Origin of the sequence: Cellvibrio sp. UBA7661 (assembly GCA_002483365.1) — a bacterium.
Lineage (GTDB): Bacteria > Pseudomonadota > Gammaproteobacteria > Pseudomonadales > Cellvibrionaceae > Cellvibrio.
The window spans coordinates 60,659-80,560 of sequence record DLHT01000007.1; the positions used below are offsets into that span (position 1 = coordinate 60,659).

Here is a 19,902-nt window from a genome sequence, read left to right on the forward strand (position 1 = left end):
TCCTTATTGCGCAGGTACATCCACACCATGCGCTTTCAAAATTTTCCGCACCTGATCCAACGGAATAGCTTCCACTGTTTGCCCATTGCCAGTCTCTGTTGTTGCCATGAATAAAGCGTTGTAGACCGACTCTTCCACTGCATCTACGCTGGCTTGGAATACGGCGCTCATCTGTTCGTTCGCCAATTCGGTCGTCTGCAAACGCGCTGCATCAAACTGGCGGCGCACTGACTCGGCGGTTGAAAATGCCAGTATGTAATCGCCGCTGCCGTTTGATGCGGAACTGCCGGTACGACCCAATCCCATCATGCCGCGTGAAGCCAAACGCTGCAGATTGCGATCTGATAAGGGCGCATCGGTAGCAATCACAATAATGATTGAACCATCGCCGCGATCATCAGCCAATCCGCGGGTATTTTCTCGCGCAGCGATGGCGTTTTGGAACGCATAACGATCAAGCTCTCGCCCCACGGGCGCACCTGCCACTTGCAGTACTCCACCGTAGTTAGCCTGCACCAGCACGCCCACGGTAAAACCGCCCAAGCTCTCGGGCAGTTTGCGCGATGATGTGCCTATGCCTGCTTTCCAGCCGAACGCCGTAGTGCCGGTGCCCGCACCTACGCTGCCTTCCTGCACCGGCCCACTCTTCGCGTTTTCCAATGCAGTGCGCACTGCAGCAGCGGTGATCGGGCGTGCGCGAATGTCATTGAGCCTGCCGTCATTAGTCTCGCCCACGACCACATTGAGCGAACGTACTTCCTGCATATCCGGCTGCGCTAGCATCCACTCGGCCATAGCATCCGCTGCCTTCCACACGCACAGCGTGCACGTCAGCAAGATCGGGCTTTCCAGTTCGCCCAGCTCGGTGATTTGGGTTGTGCCGATGAATTTACCGAAGCCATTACCGACATGAAATGCAGCGGGCACGCGTGAGCGGTAGGGATTGCCTGCGTGCGGCAGGATCGCGGTGACACCGGTGCGGATTTTGTCGCCTTTTCGCAGCGTCACTTGGCCTACACGCACACCGGCGACATCGGTGATCGCGTTGTTAGTGCCAGGGCTGAAGATACCCGGCGCGACACCTAAATCACGGGCGCGTACTCGCGGTTCATCTTGCGCTGTAGCGTGCAGAATGGAGAGGCCTGCCAGCATCGCAATCAATTGAAGAGCAAGACGATGCAGCGCAATCCGCTGTAAAAAAACATTCATAGGGTTAGTCGAGCTATTGCCGTTTGTCATTTCCATTTTGCTCGCTACTTTCGCCTCAAATTTTATTGTGCTGTATTGGTTGTTGCTTTGGTCCATCATTTTTTATTTCTCAAAGGGTGAATGATTTTTCGTTACCAAGCTCTGCTTGGTCATGTGTATTTTCCAAATCGAAATATTGCGGCGAGATGGTCATGTTGGGCATCGCTGCGCTCAGCACCAACCTACGGTGGATTGGGGAATCTACCCCAAAAACAAAAACGCCGCTACCAATCGCTTGGTAGCGGCAAAGCAGGGATGCTACAACTGTGTGGGATTAGGCTTTGGTGTTTTTACGGCCTAATACAATTCCTGCTACGCCGAGCAGCAATAATGCAAGTGAGGATGACTCGGATACGCTGGTAGCTTCGTTGTAGGTGAAGTTATCCATAATGAAAAAATCATTACCGGTGGTGCCATCGATAGAGGTTCCACCCCAAGCCCGCAAGCTGAGGGAGTTGATGCCGACGAAACTGAAATCAAACCATTGTGCTTGTTGTGTGCTGACGACAACGGTTTTGGTGAAGAGCGCCAGGTTATTTAAAAAACCGGTGACTTCAATGTTTAATCCATCATTCCAACCTGCGGTTAAATAGGCACCGTTGAAATCAAATATATCGCCAGTAATTGTGCTTGTGGTGGCGAGAAAATTAAACGCGGCGTAATCGCCAGAGACAACACCATTTTCAAATCCGGTGCCGGGGATTAAATCTTTATGGAAATAATTGACGTTGACCATATGCGATGCGCCCCAGTTAAATCCGCGATAACCGGTTGGAATTGCATCGAGTTCGGTTGCGGGCAAATCATCAAAGGTGATGACTGCTGCCTGTGTTGTTGCGGCGGCGCTTAAACCCAGTGATAACAATAATGATAAAAAGAGTGAGTGAAATTTTTTCATGGTCGTGTCCATTAGTTGATTTTTGATAATGCTTTTTTATGTGGTAGATATCACTCCGGCATACGTTTGCCATTGGATTTTATGTTTCGAAAATGCATAAATACATCCATGTAGCTCCGTCAAGTCGTCCCTGACTTGACGGTTTCGAAACATAAAATCCAACGTCAAACTCATATCGCAGTGAATTCAAAAAACCGCCCGTAAAAAAATCGCGGGCGGTTTAATGGTGTCACCGAATAACGGCCATACTTTTTTAATTAATATCCGGTCAGGCGCACCTCCCAGATTGAATAACCCCATTGGTTGCCTGCACTGCGCGCGGTGCCATTAATGCGCAGGTAGCGGTAGTTGCCGTTCAGGGTGAGTGTGTCGGTGCGATTGCCAAAAGTGCCATCGGATTTGCTGGCGATGGTGGTCCAGTTGGCGTTGTCCGCGAAGTTTGGTGAATTGGAACCTTGAACGGTGTAAGCCGCCGCGTTAGCCGCTTCCCAATCGATGGCAATTTGGGTCAGTGTTTTTGCGCTGCCCAAATCGAGGGTGATCCAGCTTGGGTCAATCCCGTGTGCTGATTCCCAACGGGTGCCGCCGTTTTTATCGATCGCATTCGCCGCCGGTGTTAAGGCCGTGCTCGCCGTTGCGCTCACTGGTGTTAACAGCGCCGGTGTTGCAGTGCTTGATACGGAACTGCTGCTAGCGGCTGCGCTCTGCGCATACACCTTCAATTCGAAAATCGAATAGCCGTAGGTATTGCCCGCGCTACGGGCAGTAGCGTAGACGCGTACATAGCGATAACTACCGCTCACAGCGTTGGTGTCAGTGCGGTTGCCAAAGGTGCCGCCAGTGACCGATTTCAATGTCGTCCAGCTGGTACCGTTGGTTGAGCCCTGAATCTCATAGGTGGCGGCGTTGGCTGCTTCCCAATCGATTACTACTTGCGTGAGGTTGCGGCTGGAGCCCAAATCCACAACTATCCAGCTTGGGCTTACACCATGGTTAGATTCCCAACGTGTTCCGGGATTGCCATCGACAGCGTTAGCGGCAGGTTGGAAGTTAGTGCTTGCCGTTACCGGACGACCTTGTGATACCAATACCGAGGCCGGTGCGCTTGAACTGCTCACGCTGGACGGTGTTGATGAGGGCGCGCTGGAGCTGGCGACTGATGATGCAGGCGCAGATCCGGTGAACGACACTGCAATGGTGTGGCTCGCTGAAATCGCATTGAAGGTGTAGCTGTTCAATGCACCCAGTGAAACGCCATCCACAATCACGTTCGCGACTTGTCTGCCAGCCGGTGGTGTGAAGGTATAGGTCGCGGAATCCGTGTTGTTTTTGCTGTAACGGATGGTGCCAGCAGGGCTGATACTGCCTGCGCCGTCCAAATTAATGGCATAGATGCGGTGCGGTTTCAGATCCACTGCCATCAACTGTACATCGGCCACTTCAACTACCTGGCCTGCCGGTGGGCGGAACCAGAAGCGGAAATTGCGTTCATTCGCTGGCGGATAAGCGCTGAAGCCGGTGAAGCCTTCATAGGTGCCATCGGTGTTGCTGTTGGTCCAGTCGATCATTGTGTTGTTGGCAGTGCCGTATTCCACTTTGAACTGGGAAAGGCTGCGCGGTGCAGATTTATCGCCCGCTACCAAGACTTCTTTTACTTCAAAGTCAGGGTCGATATTCACGCTGACCCACAAGTCCTGATTGTCTGCCACACCTGGACGGCCGCTGGCTTTGTTGCCGGTTGAGCCATCGACCGCGCGTGAGGCAACACCCCACCATTCACTTTCCCAGCCTGAGCTTGCGCCAGAGAAGTTGGTTGCGCTGATCGCTGGAACCAATGGATCACCCGAGCCGATATAGGCGATCTCGCGGATCACAACATCATCGATAAAGGTGGTCGCATTGCCCATATTGCCGAACAGGAAGGCAAGACGGCCGGCGTTATCACCCGCAGTAAAGTCCAGATTGAAGCTGTAGTTCGCCATGGTTGTACCCAGTGCGACCGTTTGCAGCAAATAGGTGCCAGCGGTGGACGGGTTCAATTGGTTTTCGGACAAACGCACCTGAATATTGCGTGGCGATGCAGCGCGAGCGCGGAAGCTCACCTGGTAACGGTAATTGCGTTTCAAGCCAAAGCCTGATGTGTGCAACTGATAAGAGCCTGCGCCAGTGCCCTGTGCCGCGGCGGTGATGCGCGCTTCACCGTTTACCACGGAATAAGCGGCACCCGAGCCGTCGTAGTTCTCGCCTTGCCAGCCTGCCAAACCATCGTTGAATGCGCCGTTACCCAGCACGTTGATGCTGCGGTCTACTTGCGCAGTGCCAGCGGGTTTTGGATAGACGTTGGCCACATCTTCAAAGGCTTTGAACTCCAGCAGCCAGATCGGCTCGGCTTTATCGATACGGCCTTTGGTAACGAGTTTGACGTAACGGTAAGTCTTATTTACATCAAAAGTATGGGTTGCCCAACCTACGCTCTGTTGGTCAGAGCTGAGGATGTATTCCCAGTTGCCGGAGGAGGTTTTGCCGTAAATGTCATAGGACTTGGGCAGATTCCACGCCCACTCGATCCAGAAGTACTTGATGGGTTTGTCCACACCGTAATCGATGGTGACCGAGTGCATATTGTCATCGCGTGGGGTTGCCCACTTGGAGCCAACATAGCCGTCAGCCGCGTTCTTGGCGCTGTTGTCGCGGTAGGCGTTATCGCCTTCCTGCAAGTACGCATCCGCGGTTACCGACACAGGTGCCATCCAGCCTTTCAGCGAGTAGAAGCCTTTGGTGTTGTTGGTGGGGCGGAAGAAGCTGTATTTGCTCTCGTCGATGTACTTGTGCCAGCTGTCGGTAGTCGGCAGCGGCCAATGCGCTACGTAGTCCACCAGGAAGTCAGTACCGGTGCGGCCGATATTGGTGTTCATGGCCGCGGTATCGATGTACTCATACTCGGTCACGCCATTGGTGGTGCGGGTGTAGCCGGTTTTGTTGGCCACATTCGCGTCGGTGCTGAACTTGTTGTAGTTGCCAACATCCGGCCATTCCACGTGGGTAATGGCGTGGTTGAGGATCATGCGCATCGGGGTAACGTAGGGCCAGGGCTGGTCGCCGCGCTCGGCTTTGGTCCAGGTGTAGGTTTTGACGCCGTTGATGTAGTACTCAACCGACTCAGGAGTTTTGATCACACCATAGGTGATGTACTGGTCGCTTGGGTTAATGCCCAGTTGCGCGTAAGTGGTACCAAATGGGTTGCCGCCATAAGCCGGGTAGGGCGCTGACCAGTGGGTTTGCGGGGCTTTACTCGCGTTGGCGCCGGTGAACTCGATAATGTCCAGCTCCTGACACGCGGTCCAACCCACATCCGGGAAGTTTCCTAATAACCACCAGGCGGGGAATTCGCCATTGCGCGCCGGCGGCATTTTGATGCGCGCTTCAAACTTACCGTAGACGAAGGTCGAATCGTCGGTAATTTGCGATTCAATCCGGCCCGCGCGGATAAACAGCGGCTTGCCTTGTCCGGCATTGCCGCCGTAGTAGTCCTGGATCTGGCCATCCATATAGCGGGCTTTCAGGTTCAACACCTTGCCATCGTTTGCGCCAGCGTCCGGTTGCCCGACGCGGAAGGTCCAGTCAGCGGCGGGGTATTCCACGTCCTGATAATCAATATCTTCGCCATTTACAAAGATATTTTTTTCCACCAGCCATTTATTGCGGTCGATGCTCACGCCATCGAATTGATCGACAAAGCTGGTGTTGTTATTGGGGCTTGCCCACCAAGGGTCGTTGTAGGCGGTTTGGGCTTGTGCTGTGCCTGCACACAGGCCGAGGCCAAGCAGGGTTGCAGCGAGGGGTTTCCTCTTCAGAGAAGAGAGTTGTAGTAGTAAATGCATAGTTCCTCCAAGGGAATTATTTTTTATTCGGTGGAGTGATAAAAAATCGCACTTCGTTATTTGTGTTTTTTACTTACATCACAGCCAGGTTTTGCCTGCCTGCAGGTTTCACATCAATTGGCTTGTTATTGTTAACACTGTCTTGCCTTGTCGTTTTTCCGTTAGCTGATCCGTTATCAGCGTGCTTGCTTACATCCATAAACCGGTTCTAAAAAATCACCCGGCATTGGCATTGCTGGCAATGCCGGGTGAGAAGGTATCCGTGCCCAACGGGTCTGCGGGCACGGGTTGAGGGAGCTTGTTACCAGCCCAGCACGCGCGCTTCCCAGATTGAGTAACCCCACTGGTTGCCCACACTGCGGGCGGTTGCGTGGATACGTACATAGCGGTAGCTACCGGCGATATTCAGGGTATCGGTACGGGTGCCAAAGGTGCCGCCGGTGCGGGTGGCCAGGGTTGTCCAGTTGCTGTTGTCATTCGAACCTTGCACGGTGTAAGTCGCTGCGTTAGCGGCTTCCCAGTCGATCGCAATGCTGTTCAAGGTTTTGGCGCTGCCCAGATCCAATACGATCCAGCTTGGGTCAAGTGCATGGAATGATTCCCAACGGGTACCACCGTTCTTGTCGATCGCATTCGCTGCCGGTGTTAAGGCGGTGCTGGCGGTCGCGGCGACAATATTCAGCGGTGCTGCCGGTGCAAGGCTGGAGCTTGCAGCAGAGCTGCTGGCCGGTGTGCCCTGTGCATAGACTTTCAATTCCCAGATGGAATAGCCCCATTGGTTGCCGGCACTGCGCGCTGTGGCATAAATGCGCACATAGCGATAGCTGCCGCTCACTGCATGGGTATCGGTACGGGTGCCAAAGGTGCCGCCAGTGACCGATTTCAGGTTGGTCCAGCTGGTGCCGTTGGTAGAACCCTGAATCTGGTAGCTACCTGCGTTGGCCGCTTCCCAATCAATCACGACTTGGGTCAAGGCTTTGTTGCTACCCAGATCAACGGTGATCCAGCTTGGGTCGATACCATGGTTGGATTCCCAACGGGTACCGGGGTTGCCATCTACAGCATTGGCAGCAGGTGTCATTTGGGTACTGGCGGTCACCGGACGGCCTTGTGATACCAACACTGAAGGACAATTACCACAGGCTGCTGAGCTACTGGACGGAGCACTACTTGATGGCGCAGTGCTCGATGGTGCAACACTGGACGGTGCAACACTGGACGGTGCAACGGAGCTTCTGCTGCTACTTGCCACGCTTGATGGCACAACACTGGATGGTGCTGTGCTTGAGGGTGCAACACTGGACGGTGCTGTACTGGACGGAGCAGAAGAGCTGCCCGCTGTGGCAGGAGCGTCTTTGTTGTACTCCATCACACGGAAGTTATCGAAGTAGAAGGTGCCTGTGCTGGCCACGCCGGGGGTGATGAGGAATATCAACTGATCCACGCCAGTAAACGGAGCAGAGGCTTTGTTGTTCGCCCAATCACCCAGCGCTGCGCGGAAGTTGTAATTGAATTCCAGCGTTTCCCACTGACCGGTTTTGGTGGTCTCGGTTTGGTAGAAGCTGTGGCGACCCACTTGCCAATCTGCCGGAGTCACAGCGCTGACTTGCAGCTCGTTTTCCAGATTCATGGAAATAATGGTGCCTACCGGCGCTGTGGTGTAAACATCAACCGCCACACGCACCATGCCGTGCTGGGCATCCATTGCATCGGGAATACCGGTAATACCGTTAAACGCGAGGGTATCGTAAGTGGCGCCGGCATCACGCACATAACGCAGCACGTTCGGTGAAGAGTTCACTGCATTTGGCGCAGGGTTGGCGACGATCGTGCGCACACCACTGGTATAAGGTGCTGCTTTGATTGCGCCATTGCTGGTGCCATCGAAGTTGGCGATGGTTTGCTTGACGCTGTAACCATTGTCCGGCCATAGGATACGGATGTTATCCAGATAGAAATCCGCTGGGCGGTTTGAGCCTGCTTCTACCATCAATACCAGATTGTCCGCCTGGCTTGCCGCAATCGCCGAATCCGGAGTGCCGGTATAGCCCAGCTCCACGGTATGCCATTCACCTGCTTTGCCGATGGTGCCATTAAAGCGGGCAAGGCGGCCGGTATTGCCATCCCAACTTGGGGTGACGCTCACGACGGCATTATTTTCCAGACCACCGCCAATCTCTTTACCCAAAAGGTTCGGAGAGCCTGCGGGGTAGTAAATGTCGGCAAAAATCTTGGCGCGGCCAGAGCGCAGCTCGCCTGCATTGAGTTTGCCAAAGCCGGTCAACTTGAGGTTATCCCACTGTTGGCTGGCATCGCGGGTGTAGCGCAATACTTTACTGGAGGTATTCACTGTGCCCGGTGCAGGGTTATTGACCACTGCACCCGCCGCCATCGCCACGCCATTTTGCACATGAGTAAGCCCTAACCCGCTCTCATAATTGGCGAGGGTTTGGGTACGGCCTTGCTCGATAGTGACAGGCTTGCTAACGGTTTTCAGGCTGCAACCACTGTTAAAGGTGACGCTGAAATTGCCAGAGCGGGCACTGTTGCCAATAGACGCAACGATTTCGCGTGTACCCTGGCCGGAAACGATGTTGACACCAGCAGGGAGTGACCAATTGTAGCTGGCGCTGGCAGGGCCATCGACGCGGTATTTCTTAAAGGTTTCGCCGCGATACACATAGGTATCGCCTTCAATTGACCAGCTTGCGTCGTTTTTAAATACCGCAACGTAATCCACTTGCATTAACTGCTCAGGGGCTTCGCTGCCATCGGGGAAGCCGGGGAACCAGCCGCCAATCGCCAGATTTAGAATGACGTGGAAGGGACGGTTATAGAAAGAATCCCAGTTGGAGCGGACGGGGTTTACGCCATCAAGTTTGCTGCGCGAGCTGGAAATTTTGGGTACGCCGTCAATCGACCAGACCATGCGGTCTTCGTACCATTCCACGGCATAGGTATGCCAGTCGGTTTTGGTGCGGCCCGCTTCCGGAGCGATCAGATTGTCCGGGTTTGGCCAGCCGGTGTTGCCGTTGTAAGGCCAGTAAGCGCCGTAGTGCAGGGTGCCGCTGATGTCTTCATGGGTGCCGGCGGCTTCCATGATGTCGATCTCGCCATTGTTTGGCCAACCGTGGCTGTCGCGTTGCGATTCGGTGGACATCATCCAGAACGCAGGCCATGTGCCGGACGCTTTAGGCATTTTGATGCGCGCTTCGATCTTGCCGTAGGTCCAGTCTTGAGCGTTTTTAGTGCGCAGACGGGCGGATGTCCAGCTCTTGCCTTGGTAGGCTTCGCGGATTGCTTTGATATTCAGCAAGCCGCCGTTAACCCACATGTTCTCGGGGCGATCGGTGTAGTACTGAAGTTCGCCATTGCCGCCGCCATCGCCATTCACTTCCTGCGACCAGTAGTTGCGGTTGAGCGATGTGCCGTCAAAGTCATCTCTCCATACCTGGTTCCAGCCGCAGGTCTGTGCCTGTGCGGTGTGGCCAAGTGCCAACAATCCTACTGTCAGTAATCCTGTTTTCAGTCCATAAGGAAGCGTGCCGTAGCGGGCGGGGATTTTCATAATTGCCTCTCGATTCATTATTGTTAGCGTTTTTGTTTGTTATCGATGCAGTCAGTCCACTGCATGTTGGGCAATATTTCACCTCTGCAGGCAGGCGTTCCTCCTGTTTTTTGCGGGTTGTATAAAACTGAGAAGCCCCACTTAGCGAAAGCGCAAAGTGGGACAGGTGGGAAAAGACGTTTAAATGATCGGGAAGGGAATGAATTGGCTACTGCGTGGTGCGTCAGCCTACTTTATTAAGCGAAGGTGATGGATTAATCGAAGGTGATAGATGTTGGTTGGCTTGTGCTGCCATTTTTTCAATATAAGCAGCGAAGCTTGGGTCTTCACCGGTCAGCAGTCTGGGCAGCATTTCGCGGAAATGTGGTTTGTTACACCATTCCATGATGTAGTCCTCCCAGGAGTTCCAGCGGCGCGCTTGCTTGGATTCCATATCCTCTTCGTAAAGAAGCAGGTAAGCGCGCTCAAACAGTGATGTGAGCATGCTCAATATAATCAGTAGTCGCTCCTCTTGTTCTTCGTTGAGATTACTGGTTCCCGTTGTAGAAAAGAGGCGCAAGTCCGGGTGTTCCAGTGCCACTTTTAAAAAGTCCTGATAGTTGTCAGACAGTAACTGATAAACCTCTTCTTCTTCGTTTTCACGCTCTTTGCGCTGTTCATATAAAAAGACAAAAATCGCCATGGGTAAACCCAAGGTGGTTACTACATAGCTACCGATTTCCCAGAATTCTGCGGACATTACTCAATCCTCCTGTTTGCTACAGGAAAGTTTAACAGGGCTTTGCTAAAGCGGGAGGGAGCTTGGGTAAACATACTCAGGAAAATTACATAGAAGGCGTATTCGGTGTTGGATGATTTTTGTCTTGCTTCACTAGTATCAAATCCGTAAAATGCCACACCCCAAACCGGCCGGGGGTATGTAATGAGAAATCATTCAAAAACCGGCTACTCCTTGTCTCACTGGATCGTTACTGCAACATACCGGGAGACTTTAACCCGTAAGGAGCTATAAATGCGTCATTACGAAATCGTGTTCCTGGTTCATCCGGACCAAAGCGAACAAGTACCTGCAATGGTAGAGCGTTACACCTCTGCTATCAAAAACGACGGTGGTCAAGTTCACCGTTTTGAAGACTGGGGCCGTCGTCAATTGGCCTACTCAATCAACAAAGTACACAAGGCTCACTATGTTCTGTTGAACGTTGAGTGCTCTGATGCTGTGTTGGAAGAGTTGACTACCAACTTCCGTTACAACGATGCCATCCTGCGTAGCATGGTTCTGCGTGAAGATGCTGCGATCACTGAAGAATCGTTCATCCTCAAAGCTGAAAAAGAAGGCCGCGAGCGTAAAGCACGTCCACCACGCGCTGAACGTCGTGATGATGCTGATGCAGAAGACCTGTCTGATGAAGACGGTGTTGATGCTGAAGACTTTGAAGAAGAGCAGGGGGTATAACCATGGCACGTTTTTTCCGTCGTCGTAAATTCTGCCGTTTTACCGCTGAAGGCACCAAGCGCATCGATTATAAAGATGTTGAAACCCTGAAAGCCTACATCACTGAAACTGGCAAAATCGTTCCAAGCCGTATCACTGGTACCAAAGCAAAATACCAACGTCAGTTGGCTACTGCTATCAAGCGTGCCCGTTACCTGGCTTTGATTCCATACACTGACAGCCACGAGTAAGGGGTAATAGAGATGGAAGTTATTCTGCTCGATAAAGTAGGTAAATTAGGCGCTATCGGTGACAAAGTTATCGTTAAGTCTGGTTACGGCCGTAACTACCTGTTGCCACAAGGCAAAGCGGTTGCTGCTACTGCAAAAAACATCGCTGACTTCGAAGCGCGTCGCGCTGATTTGGAAGCGGCTGCGGCTGCAAAAATTGCTGATGCAACTGCACGTGCTGAGAAGCTTGCACAGTTGGCTGTGACTATCGCTGCCAACGCTGGTGACGAAGGCCGTCTGTTCGGTTCTATCGGTACTCGCGACATCGCTGACGCGATCACTGCTGCTGGCGTTGCGGTTAGCAAATCTGAAGTTCGCTTGCCACAAGGCGTTCTGCGTGAAATCGGTCAATACGAGATCGATGTTCAGTTGCACGCTGAAGTGATCCAGGCTGTTAAATTGGCTGTTGTTCCAGAGTAATTCTTTGGCGCATTAGCGTTGCAAGTCAGCGTTTGCTGACAAGCAAGGTGAAATCGGGCACTATCGACAACCTTTTGGTTGTGCCGCTAGTGCCCGATTTTTTTTGCACTCGATTTGGCCGATAACCTGTTTTTATAAAAACCAATACGTATTCCAACGACTTATGCCTGAATCCAGTTTCGACACCACCAGCTTTGAGGATCGCCTCGCCAACGAGTTATCCGGCCATAGCGCATTGCCGCATTCGGTCGAGGCCGAGCAATCGGTGCTGGGTGGTTTGATGCTCGATAACAATCGTCTGGATGCCGTGCTGGAAGTGATTTCAGAAGCGGATTTCTTTCGCGATGACCACAAACTGATCTTCCGCATGATGCTGGGTTTGCAGGAAGCTGGTCAGCCACTGGATGTCATTACTCTCTCGGAAGAATTACACAAGCATGATGAGCTGGAGCGTGTAGGCGGCTTGGGCTATTTGGTCGAAATGGCCAACAACACTCCGAGTGCCGCCAACATTGCCGCTTACGCCAAAATCGTGCGCGAGCGCTCAACCCTGCGCCAACTGATCGCTGCGGCGCAGGACATTAGTAAGTCCAGTATGAACCCTGCTGGGTTGGATTCTGATGACCTGCTGCAGCTGGCTGAAAAACGCGTTGCCGAAATCGCCGAAGATCGCCCTAAAGAAGGTGGTTTGGTCGGTGTTAATGAATTGCTTAAAGAGACAGTCAAGCGTATTGACGAGCTGTTTCGTTCCGGCAGTGATATTACCGGTGTGCCCTCAGGCCTGACCGAGCTCGACCAGCGCACCTCGGGTTGGCAGCCGGGTGAATTGATCATCCTTGCTGCACGTCCGTCGATGGGTAAAACGGCGCTGGCGCTGAATTTTGTCGAAGGTGCGCTGTTCAATCAGCCCAAGCCTGTCGTTATTTTCAGTATGGAGATGCCATCGTCTGCGCTTGTGATGCGTATGATGTCGTCGATTGGTCGTATAGACCAGGGCAAAATGCGTAACGGTAAACTGACCGAAGAGGATTGGCCAAAGCTGTCTTCGGCAGTGGCCAAGTTAAAGGACAAGCTGTTGTTTATTGATGATACCGGTGGTTTGAATCCGCAAGAAATGCGCGCCCGCATCCGCCGCATTGCGCGCGAGCACGGCAACCCCGGCATGATTATGGTGGACTACCTGCAGTTGATGACGGTGGCTGGGAGTGGCGATGGCCGCACCCAGGAGATCTCGGAAATTTCCCGCTCGCTCAAAGGTATGGCGAAAGAGTTTGAGTGTCCAATGATTGCGCTTTCGCAGTTAAACCGTGGTGTAGAGCAGCGCCCCAACAAGCGCCCGATGAACTCCGACTTACGTGAATCCGGTGCTATTGAACAGGACGCCGACGTGATCCTGTTTATCTACCGCGACGAATACTACAACGAAGACAGCCCCGATAAAGGCATCGCCGAACTGATTATCGGTAAGCAGCGTAACGGTGAAATCGGTACCTGCCGCGCCGCATTTATCGGCAAATACACCCGCTTTGATAACCTTGCACCTGAGTACATGCAGCAAGACCACTATTAATTCTTCCAATCCTTTTGGGATTCCCCGATGAACAGCCAAGCCCGCCTGCTCGATAAACTCTGTACCAACATCGCTCCCGGTAAACTGGAGTGGATTGGTTTGCGCAGCGAGCGGCGCGGCGAAGTTGTCGTAGTGGGGCAGGCTGAGGCAGTAGTGGATCTGGGTTTGGTGGGTGACCATCGCATGAAAAAAACACCCGGCTCGGCGCGCCAGGTAACGCTGATCAGTAGCGAATACATCCAGCAAATTTGCCATCACACAGGTCACACTACCATTGATCCACGCTTGCTGCGCCGCAATCTGGTGATCTCTGGCATGAACATGAATTTGCTGCGTTACCAACGTCTGCAAATCGGCGAAGTGATCCTCGAAACCAACGCTCTCTGTCACCCCTGCTCGCGTATGGATGAAGCATTGGGTGCCGGCGGTACAGCAGCGATGTTTGGCTACGGCGGACTCTGCGCCAAAGTCATTCAGGGTGGACTGATGCGCGTTGGCGATGTTGTGGTGCGCCTGCCGCACGTGGGTGATCAGGTTCGGCTATTTCCCTAGATGCGGTTTCCCCCATTTTTTCTGGTTATTTTTTGTTCAAAAAATATACTTCTCCTGCCTGAGCGTGTATTATCGCGCGCCCAAATCCCAGCCTGTTTGATGGGCAGAGTGAGGCATGAACATGCAGGTTTTTCACCATATCCAATCCCTTCGGGAAGCATTGGCCGCTGAGCGTAAGGCCGGTAAGCGCATAGGTTTTGTGCCGACCATGGGCAACTTGCACAACGCCCATCTTGAACTGGTCAAGATCGCCCAAAAGAATTGTGATGTGGTAGTCACCAGTATTTTTGTCAATCCGCTGCAATTTGGTCTGAACGAGGATTGGGATAAATATCCGCGCACCCTGGCGGCCGATACTGCCAAGTTGGAATCGGTTAGCTGCGATTACCTGTTTTGCCCCGATGAAAAAGAGATTTACCCCAACGGTATGGCCGAGCAGACGCGCGTAATTGTGCCGACTATGACCGATGTGCTCTGCGGTGCCAGTCGCCCCGGTCACTTTGAGGGCGTGACAACTGTAGTCACCAAGTTGTTTAATATTGTCCAGCCGGATGAAGCAGTATTTGGGATCAAGGATTTCCAGCAGTTGGCGGTGATCCGCCGTATGGTGGAAGACTTGTGCATCCCCATTAAAATTACTGCGGGTGAGATTTTCCGCGAAGCCGATGGTTTGGCCATGAGCTCGCGCAATGGTTTTATCGCTGCGGATGAACGCCCTAAAGTAGCGGTGCTCAACCACAGTTTGAATACTATCAAGCAGGCGATAATTGATGGTCGCCGCGATTTTTTAGTACTGGTGGACGAGGCGCGCGCGCAAATAGAAGCGAGCGGGTTTCGGGTGGATTACATCAGTATTTGCAATAGCCGTACGCTGGAAATGGCGGCACACGATGATCGGGAGATCACTATACTCGGCGCCATGTATACACAGGGCGCACGGTTAATTGACAACGTTTCGGTAGTTCTTGGCTAGTTGTTAGCAAGCTACTCAAGTGATTCCCCGGAGGATTCCATGCTTTCACATATGCTTAAAGCCAAGTTACACATGGCTACCGTTACCCAGGCAGAGCTTTGGTATGACGGTTCCTGTGCGATTGATGCTGATCTGGTAGCCCTTGCCGGTATGCGTGAGTTCGAGCAAATTGATATTTACAACGTCAACAACGGCGAGCGGTTCCACACCTATATCATCCTTGCTGAACCCGGTTCAGGTACCTTTTCTATGAATGGTGCAGCTGCACGCAAAGTGGCGGTGGGCGATCGCGTGATTATCGCCACTTATGGCCATTTCACCGAAGCTGAGTTGCTCAGCCACAAGCCGAAGTTGGTATACCTCAACGAAGACAATACAGTGAATCGCACCTCCAATACGATTCCCATGCAAGTAGCCTGATTGGCGATTGCTTACGTATAAAGAAAAGGTCGCTTAGCGGCCTTTTTTTTGGTGCTGGATTTTACAAAGAGGCGATTATGTCCACAAAACCAGACGATATCCTCAAGCGTTTTGAAGGATTGCAACAGGCTGATGGCGAGCCGGAAAAAGAACATACGCTGCAAGAGAATGCCAAGCAGCGGGCGTTGAAACCGGATCACATCAACGCTGGTACGGCGTTTGATTGGGAAGATATGGAAGCTTATGCAAAAGAGCTGGAGCGGTTAGATCGCGAAGGCCCCGGCACTAGAAAGCCGTAACAAATGAGGCATTGGGGCTTTACGCCTCATCCCGGTGCGATTTTATGTTTTTTGCACTGTATTGGACAACGTTGTCATTGAGATTTTAGTCTCAACCCTGCTAAGCTTGGTCATTATCGAAAGTGCGGATTTAGACTGTCGCAGTTTTCATCCGTTACTGCCCTCCTGATGTAATAACAAGATAAAGGCAAAGAGAGATAAGCATGTCAGACGTTCACTTGTATCCGGTTCCTGAAAATTTTAAATCCAAGGCGGCAATCAATCTGGCGCGCTATAAGGAAATGTACGAGCAATCTGTCAATTCGCCAGATACCTTCTGGGCTGAGCAGGCCAAGGCGTTTTTGACCTGGCAGCAACCCTGGTCGCAAGTGACCAAGAGCGATCTTAAAAAAGGTGAAGTGGCCTGGTTTGTAGGCGGCAAGTTAAATGTGAGCGTGAACTGTATCGACCGCCACCTGCCCACGCGCGCCAAACAGACCGCCATTATTTGGGAGGGTGATGACCCTTCCGAAGACCAATTTATTACCTATCAGGAACTGCATGATCAGGTTTGTCGCTTGGCTAACGCCTTGCGCGAGCGCGGTGTTAAGAAGGGCGATCGCGTCTGCATTTACATGCCGATGATCCCCGAAGCTGCCTACGCCATGCTCGCTTGTACGCGTATTGGTGCGATCCATTCCATCGTATTTGGTGGATTCTCCCCCGAAGCCTTGAAAGACCGTATTCAGGATGCCGAGTGTCAGGTGGTGATTACCGCCGATGAAGGCCTGCGTGGCGGCAAACGTGTCCCGCTGAAAAAGAATGCCGATGTCGCCTTGGCGCAGTGCCCCGGCGTGCACACTTGTATCGTGGTGAAACGCACTGGCGGTGATATCGCCTGGGATGAAAAACGCGATTTCTGGTACGAAGATTTGGTGGAGCGCCAAGCTAATGAGTGCGAGCCAGAGGTGATGGACGCGGAAGATCCGCTGTTTATTCTTTATACCTCCGGCTCCACCGGTAAACCTAAAGGCGTATTGCACACCACCGGCGGCTACCTGTTGCAAGCGGCCATGACTCACAAATATGTGTTCGATTATCAAGAGGGCGATGTTTATTGGTGTACCGCCGACGTAGGTTGGGTCACGGGCCACAGCTATATCGTCTACGGCCCGCTCACCAATGGCGCGACTACCTTGATGTTTGAAGGTGTGCCCACCTATCCCGATGCCTCGCGCTGCTGGCAAGTGATCGACAAACACGGCGTAAACAGCTTCTACACCGCCCCGACCGCGATTCGTGCACTCATGGGTGCAGGCAATGATTACGTCACCAAAACCTCGCGCGCCAGTTTAAAAATCCTCGGCAGCGTGGGCGAGCCGATTAACCCCGAAGCCTGGGAGTGGTACTACCGCGTAGTGGGCGATAGTCGCTGCCCTATTATGGATACCTGGTGGCAAACCGAAACCGGTGCGCACATGCTTACGCCATTGCCTGGAGCAATCGACCTCAAGCCCGGTTCCGCTACCGTGCCATTCTTTGGTGTTCAGCCAGTGTTGCTTGATCCGGAAGGTAAAGAAATCATCGGTGCCGGTGAGGGCAACCTCTGTATTAAAGCGGCATGGCCTAGCCAGATTCGCACGGTATATGGCGATCACCAGCGCTGCATCGACACCTACTACAGCACCTATCCCGGCTACTACTTCACCGGTGACGGCGCGCGCCGCGATGCCGATGGCTACTACTGGATTACCGGCCGCGTGGACGATGTATTAAACGTCTCCGGCCACCGCATGGGCACCGCAGAGGTGGAAAGCGCCTTGGTCTTGCACGATAAGGTTGCCGAAGCCGCTGTGGTTGGCTACCCACACGACATCAAAGGCCAAGGCATCTATGCCTATGTGACCCTGATGGCTGGCGAGCAGCCCAGCGATGAACTGAAAAAAGAATTGCTGGCCTTGGTGGTAAAAGAGATTGGCGCCATCGCCCGCCCGGATATTATCCAGTGGGCACCGGGTTTACCCAAAACCCGCTCCGGCAAAATCATGCGCCGCATTCTGCGCAAAATCGCTGCCAATGAATTGGATTCGCTGGGCGATACCTCAACCCTGGCGGATCCAGCCGTGGTAAATGAGCTGATTGCCAATCGTGCCAATAAATAAGGGCGCCAATAAGTAATTTTCAGTGCAACAGAATTCATCCTGATTGATCCGGGATGCGTACAACAAAGGCCGCCTCACAAGGGCGGCTTTTTGTTTTACAATTTCAACTCACTTACTGCTGTCCAGATGTCCGCTTATGTCTACCAACAATCCCTCAGATGTCGATTTTTTCCTCTCCCAAATGAAGGGCGTTAAACCCATCAAAGTGGAAGAAAAAGTGGTGCTCGCACCCACGCATCAGGATAAAACCAGTATCGAAACCCGCCGCAAAGCGGCAACCGCGGAACTCGCTAAAGATAAAAATTTCCTCTCCGGCGAATACATAGAACCGCTTGACCCACTCGCGGTGATTGAATTCAAACGCGATGGTGTGCAACACGGTGTGTACCGCAGTTTGCGTATGGGCAAATACCAAATTGATGCGCGCCTGGATTTGCATAACATGACCGTTGAACAAGCGCGCAGCGCCGTTTTTCAGTTTATAAAAGACTGCATGACCAACGACATCCGCTGTGCACTTATCACCCACGGCAAAGGCGAAGGTCGCGACCAACCGGCGCAATTAAAAAGCTGTGTTGCCCACTGGCTGCCACAATTAGATGAAGTTATGGCCTTTCACTCGGCGCAAAAGCGTCACGGCTGGGTGGGCGCAACCTATGTGTTGTTGCGCAAAAGCGACAAGAAAAAGCTGGAAAATTGGGAACTACATAACAAGCGTTAGCAGTATTTTTCAATCAATTGAGACGGTTTTCTGTTGTGATAATTATCTGTTGGGAGTAACACTATGCGCAGTGCCAAGATTTTTTTATTGTTGGTTTTCGTTGTAACCGCACATTTTGTTTGCGCCCAGCAGAGCGTTAAACATTTTGTTTTGAACAACACCGAAATTATTCTCATCAGCTCAAAACACACCGGGCGCGCACATGAACTGGTGGTAGTTTATCCCTCTAGTTACAACACCAATCCCGATAAAAAATACCCGGTGCTTTATTATCTGGATGCCTATTGGGATACCCCGCTGCTGGTATCCACTTATGGCAACTTGATTTACGACAATCTGGTGCCCGAATTTATTATGGTGGGTTTATCCTATCCTTCATCAGCTGATTATGGCAAAGAAAGGCGTATGGATTACACCTTTACTGCTGTCGATGAAGGATCGGGCAGGGCGGATTTATTTTTAAAATTTATCCAGCATGAGGTTGCGCCCCTTATTGAAAAACAATACCGCGGTGAAAAAACTGACCGGGTGATTGCCGGTAATTCATTGGGCGGATTGTTTGCCATTAGCGCTGCCTATCAAGCGCCTGATTTTTTTAGCGGTTTTATCGCGTTAAGTCCTGCGGTGGAGTGGGACAAGCAAGCGCTGGTTAAGTTGGATAACAACTACGCCAAAACACATAAATCGCTTAATGGTCGTATGTTTATATCTTATGGCAGTACAGAGTACCCAGCCTTTCGCGATCCAATCATCAACTTTCAGCAGCAGTTGGCAGCACGTAAATACCAAGGATTCGAATTGCAAAATTATGCAATGCAAGGGCTTGATCACACCACGGTAAAAGGTGATGGCTATGTGCGTGGATTAATGTGGGTGTGGAAAAATAAAAAGCCTGCAGGCCCGAGTGGATTGGAGCGGGATATGACTAGTGCCAAATAATTATTTTTTATCAGCAGTAGTAAAACAATTTGAGAGGGAGGATTAGCCAATGCATTGGCTAATCCCCTTTCATTATTAGCGCTCTTCAATCTCATCCACATCCACTTGCCCACTCATACGGCGAGTGAAGTGCGACCAACACATACCAACAGCAAGCAGGGCGGCGAGTAAAATTTCAATCACCCAAGCCATGGCTGAAATATCAGAAACGCTTAAAAAGCCCCAGTAAATAAATAGCCACACCAAGCTCGCGAATAGCGCAGCCAATACAATAATGCCGACAATGCCAAGAGAGTTGAGCGTTGCTTTGATATAAATACCCCAGCCAATGAGCAGGATTAAACCAGCAATCACAATATAGGGCGTAATGTGATGGATGCTGTTATAAACCCAGTGAAAAAAAGAATAACCACTGGGGTTGTAGCTGAGTAGTACCAATAAAAGCGCGAACAAAAAACGTAATGCAACACCGCTGGCGGTTAGGTTCATAATAATTTCCTTGCAAATTTATATTTTAATGACGCGCGGATTCAAGTAATAACTGCAA

At 52.0% G+C, this 19,902-nt stretch carries 18 protein-coding genes and 1 pseudogene; 12 read left to right on the forward strand and 7 right to left on the reverse strand.

Annotated features, from left to right (window positions below; translation table 11 throughout):
• Window positions 1-3: 3 nt before the first annotated feature.
• The 4 genes from B2739_RS07165 to B2739_RS17880 all read right to left on the reverse strand — a co-directional run bounded on the left by B2739_RS07165 (window position 4) and on the right by B2739_RS17880 (window position 7,291).
• The gene (locus tag B2739_RS07165; protein WP_331345183.1) at window positions 4-1,308 is read right to left on the reverse strand and encodes a P1 family peptidase; all 1,305 of its coding nucleotides are present in this window, start codon (window positions 1,306-1,308) and stop codon (window positions 4-6) included.
• Between the two features lie 214 nt (window positions 1,309-1,522).
• On the reverse strand, window positions 1,523-2,146 hold the full coding sequence (locus B2739_RS07170) for a hypothetical protein (protein WP_331345184.1): 624 nt from the start codon (window positions 2,144-2,146) through the stop codon (window positions 1,523-1,525).
• 257 nt (window positions 2,147-2,403) lie between these two features.
• The gene (locus B2739_RS07175; protein WP_331345185.1) at window positions 2,404-6,027 is read right to left on the reverse strand and encodes a discoidin domain-containing protein; all 3,624 of its coding nucleotides are present in this window, start codon (window positions 6,025-6,027) and stop codon (window positions 2,404-2,406) included.
• Between the two features lie 301 nt (window positions 6,028-6,328).
• The gene (locus B2739_RS17880) at window positions 6,329-7,291 is read right to left on the reverse strand and encodes a discoidin domain-containing protein (protein WP_414633214.1); all 963 of its coding nucleotides are present in this window, start codon (window positions 7,289-7,291) and stop codon (window positions 6,329-6,331) included.
• On the opposite strand from B2739_RS17880, the gene B2739_RS17885 reads away from it, so the two are divergent.
• Window positions 7,209-7,418: a pentapeptide repeat-containing protein gene (locus B2739_RS17885; RefSeq protein ID WP_414633215.1), complete on the forward strand. Its 210-nt coding sequence runs from the start codon at window positions 7,209-7,211 to the stop codon at window positions 7,416-7,418. The two genes, B2739_RS17880 and B2739_RS17885, sit on opposite strands and share 83 nt — an antisense overlap.
• A gap of 1,103 nt (window positions 7,419-8,521) precedes the next feature.
• Here B2739_RS17885 and B2739_RS17890 read toward each other — a convergent pair.
• Window positions 8,522-9,613 (reverse strand): annotated as a pseudogene (locus B2739_RS17890) (family 16 glycosylhydrolase); the annotation flags it as partial.
• Window positions 9,614-9,818: 205 nt separating this feature from the next.
• The gene (locus B2739_RS07185; protein ID WP_331345187.1) at window positions 9,819-10,334 is read right to left on the reverse strand and encodes a hypothetical protein; all 516 of its coding nucleotides are present in this window, start codon (window positions 10,332-10,334) and stop codon (window positions 9,819-9,821) included.
• Between the two features lie 273 nt (window positions 10,335-10,607).
• Between B2739_RS07185 and rpsF the strand changes: the two genes are divergently transcribed.
• The 11 genes from rpsF (at window position 10,608) to B2739_RS07240 (ending at window position 19,355) form a co-directional block, all read left to right on the forward strand.
• On the forward strand, window positions 10,608-11,051 hold the full coding sequence (gene rpsF, locus B2739_RS07190) for a 30S ribosomal protein S6 (protein WP_331345188.1): 444 nt from the start codon (window positions 10,608-10,610) through the stop codon (window positions 11,049-11,051).
• A gap of 2 nt (window positions 11,052-11,053) precedes the next feature.
• The gene (gene rpsR / locus B2739_RS07195; RefSeq protein WP_007643439.1) at window positions 11,054-11,281 is read left to right on the forward strand and encodes a 30S ribosomal protein S18; all 228 of its coding nucleotides are present in this window, start codon (window positions 11,054-11,056) and stop codon (window positions 11,279-11,281) included.
• A gap of 12 nt (window positions 11,282-11,293) precedes the next feature.
• Window positions 11,294-11,740, forward strand: a complete 447-nt coding sequence (rplI, locus tag B2739_RS07200) for a 50S ribosomal protein L9 (protein WP_331345189.1) — start codon at window positions 11,294-11,296, stop codon at window positions 11,738-11,740.
• A 163-nt stretch (window positions 11,741-11,903) separates the two neighbouring features.
• A complete protein-coding gene (dnaB, locus tag B2739_RS07205; protein WP_331345190.1) occupies window positions 11,904-13,310 on the forward strand; it encodes a replicative DNA helicase in 1,407 nt (468 codons plus the stop codon).
• 27 nt (window positions 13,311-13,337) lie between these two features.
• Window positions 13,338-13,862: an MOSC domain-containing protein gene (locus B2739_RS07210; protein WP_331345191.1), complete on the forward strand. Its 525-nt coding sequence runs from the start codon at window positions 13,338-13,340 to the stop codon at window positions 13,860-13,862.
• 121 nt (window positions 13,863-13,983) lie between these two features.
• Window positions 13,984-14,835, forward strand: coding sequence for a pantoate--beta-alanine ligase (gene panC / locus B2739_RS07215; protein ID WP_331345198.1), 852 nt, complete (start codon window positions 13,984-13,986; stop codon window positions 14,833-14,835).
• A gap of 39 nt (window positions 14,836-14,874) precedes the next feature.
• On the forward strand, window positions 14,875-15,255 hold the full coding sequence (gene panD / locus B2739_RS07220) for an aspartate 1-decarboxylase (RefSeq protein WP_331345192.1): 381 nt from the start codon (window positions 14,875-14,877) through the stop codon (window positions 15,253-15,255).
• Between the two features lie 77 nt (window positions 15,256-15,332).
• A complete protein-coding gene (locus B2739_RS07225) occupies window positions 15,333-15,554 on the forward strand; it encodes a hypothetical protein (RefSeq protein ID WP_331345193.1) in 222 nt (73 codons plus the stop codon).
• A gap of 203 nt (window positions 15,555-15,757) precedes the next feature.
• Window positions 15,758-17,695 carry an acetate--CoA ligase gene (gene acs, locus B2739_RS07230; RefSeq protein WP_331345194.1) on the forward strand — a complete coding sequence of 646 codons (1,938 nt, stop codon included), beginning with the start codon at window positions 15,758-15,760 and terminating at the stop codon, window positions 17,693-17,695.
• Between the two features lie 136 nt (window positions 17,696-17,831).
• The gene (gene smrA, locus B2739_RS07235) at window positions 17,832-18,416 is read left to right on the forward strand and encodes a DNA endonuclease SmrA (protein WP_331345195.1); all 585 of its coding nucleotides are present in this window, start codon (window positions 17,832-17,834) and stop codon (window positions 18,414-18,416) included.
• 63 nt (window positions 18,417-18,479) lie between these two features.
• Complete coding sequence (locus tag B2739_RS07240) at window positions 18,480-19,355, forward strand: alpha/beta hydrolase (RefSeq protein ID WP_331345196.1); 876 nt, start codon at window positions 18,480-18,482, stop codon at window positions 19,353-19,355.
• A gap of 75 nt (window positions 19,356-19,430) precedes the next feature.
• Here the strand turns inward: B2739_RS07240 and B2739_RS07245 are convergent, their stop codons facing one another.
• Window positions 19,431-19,844, reverse strand: a complete 414-nt coding sequence (locus tag B2739_RS07245) for a DUF6524 family protein (protein WP_331345197.1) — start codon at window positions 19,842-19,844, stop codon at window positions 19,431-19,433.
• Window positions 19,845-19,902 lie beyond the last annotated feature (58 nt).

What these genes read in the sequence shown, in the direction of transcription:
- B2739_RS07170 (WP_331345184.1), bottom strand. Translation starts at nt 2,146, where the DNA reads ATGAAAAAATTTCACTCACTCTTTTTATCATTATTGTTATCACTGGGT.
- B2739_RS07225 (WP_331345193.1), top strand. Translation starts at nt 15,333, where the DNA reads ATGTCCACAAAACCAGACGATATCCTCAAGCGTTTTGAAGGATTGCAA.
- rplI (WP_331345189.1), top strand. Translation starts at nt 11,294, where the DNA reads ATGGAAGTTATTCTGCTCGATAAAGTAGGTAAATTAGGCGCTATCGGT.
- panD (WP_331345192.1), top strand. Translation starts at nt 14,875, where the DNA reads ATGCTTTCACATATGCTTAAAGCCAAGTTACACATGGCTACCGTTACC.
- B2739_RS07245 (WP_331345197.1), bottom strand. Translation starts at nt 19,844, where the DNA reads ATGAACCTAACCGCCAGCGGTGTTGCATTACGTTTTTTGTTCGCGCTT.
- dnaB (WP_331345190.1), top strand. Translation starts at nt 11,904, where the DNA reads ATGCCTGAATCCAGTTTCGACACCACCAGCTTTGAGGATCGCCTCGCC.
- B2739_RS07240 (WP_331345196.1), top strand. Translation starts at nt 18,480, where the DNA reads ATGCGCAGTGCCAAGATTTTTTTATTGTTGGTTTTCGTTGTAACCGCA.
- acs (WP_331345194.1), top strand. Translation starts at nt 15,758, where the DNA reads ATGTCAGACGTTCACTTGTATCCGGTTCCTGAAAATTTTAAATCCAAG.
- panC (WP_331345198.1), top strand. Translation starts at nt 13,984, where the DNA reads ATGCAGGTTTTTCACCATATCCAATCCCTTCGGGAAGCATTGGCCGCT.
- rpsR (WP_007643439.1), top strand. Translation starts at nt 11,054, where the DNA reads ATGGCACGTTTTTTCCGTCGTCGTAAATTCTGCCGTTTTACCGCTGAA.
- B2739_RS07175 (WP_331345185.1), bottom strand. Translation starts at nt 6,027, where the DNA reads ATGCATTTACTACTACAACTCTCTTCTCTGAAGAGGAAACCCCTCGCT.
- B2739_RS07165 (WP_331345183.1), bottom strand. Translation starts at nt 1,308, where the DNA reads ATGATGGACCAAAGCAACAACCAATACAGCACAATAAAATTTGAGGCG.
- B2739_RS07185 (WP_331345187.1), bottom strand. Translation starts at nt 10,334, where the DNA reads ATGTCCGCAGAATTCTGGGAAATCGGTAGCTATGTAGTAACCACCTTG.
- B2739_RS07210 (WP_331345191.1), top strand. Translation starts at nt 13,338, where the DNA reads ATGAACAGCCAAGCCCGCCTGCTCGATAAACTCTGTACCAACATCGCT.
- rpsF (WP_331345188.1), top strand. Translation starts at nt 10,608, where the DNA reads ATGCGTCATTACGAAATCGTGTTCCTGGTTCATCCGGACCAAAGCGAA.
- smrA (WP_331345195.1), top strand. Translation starts at nt 17,832, where the DNA reads ATGTCTACCAACAATCCCTCAGATGTCGATTTTTTCCTCTCCCAAATG.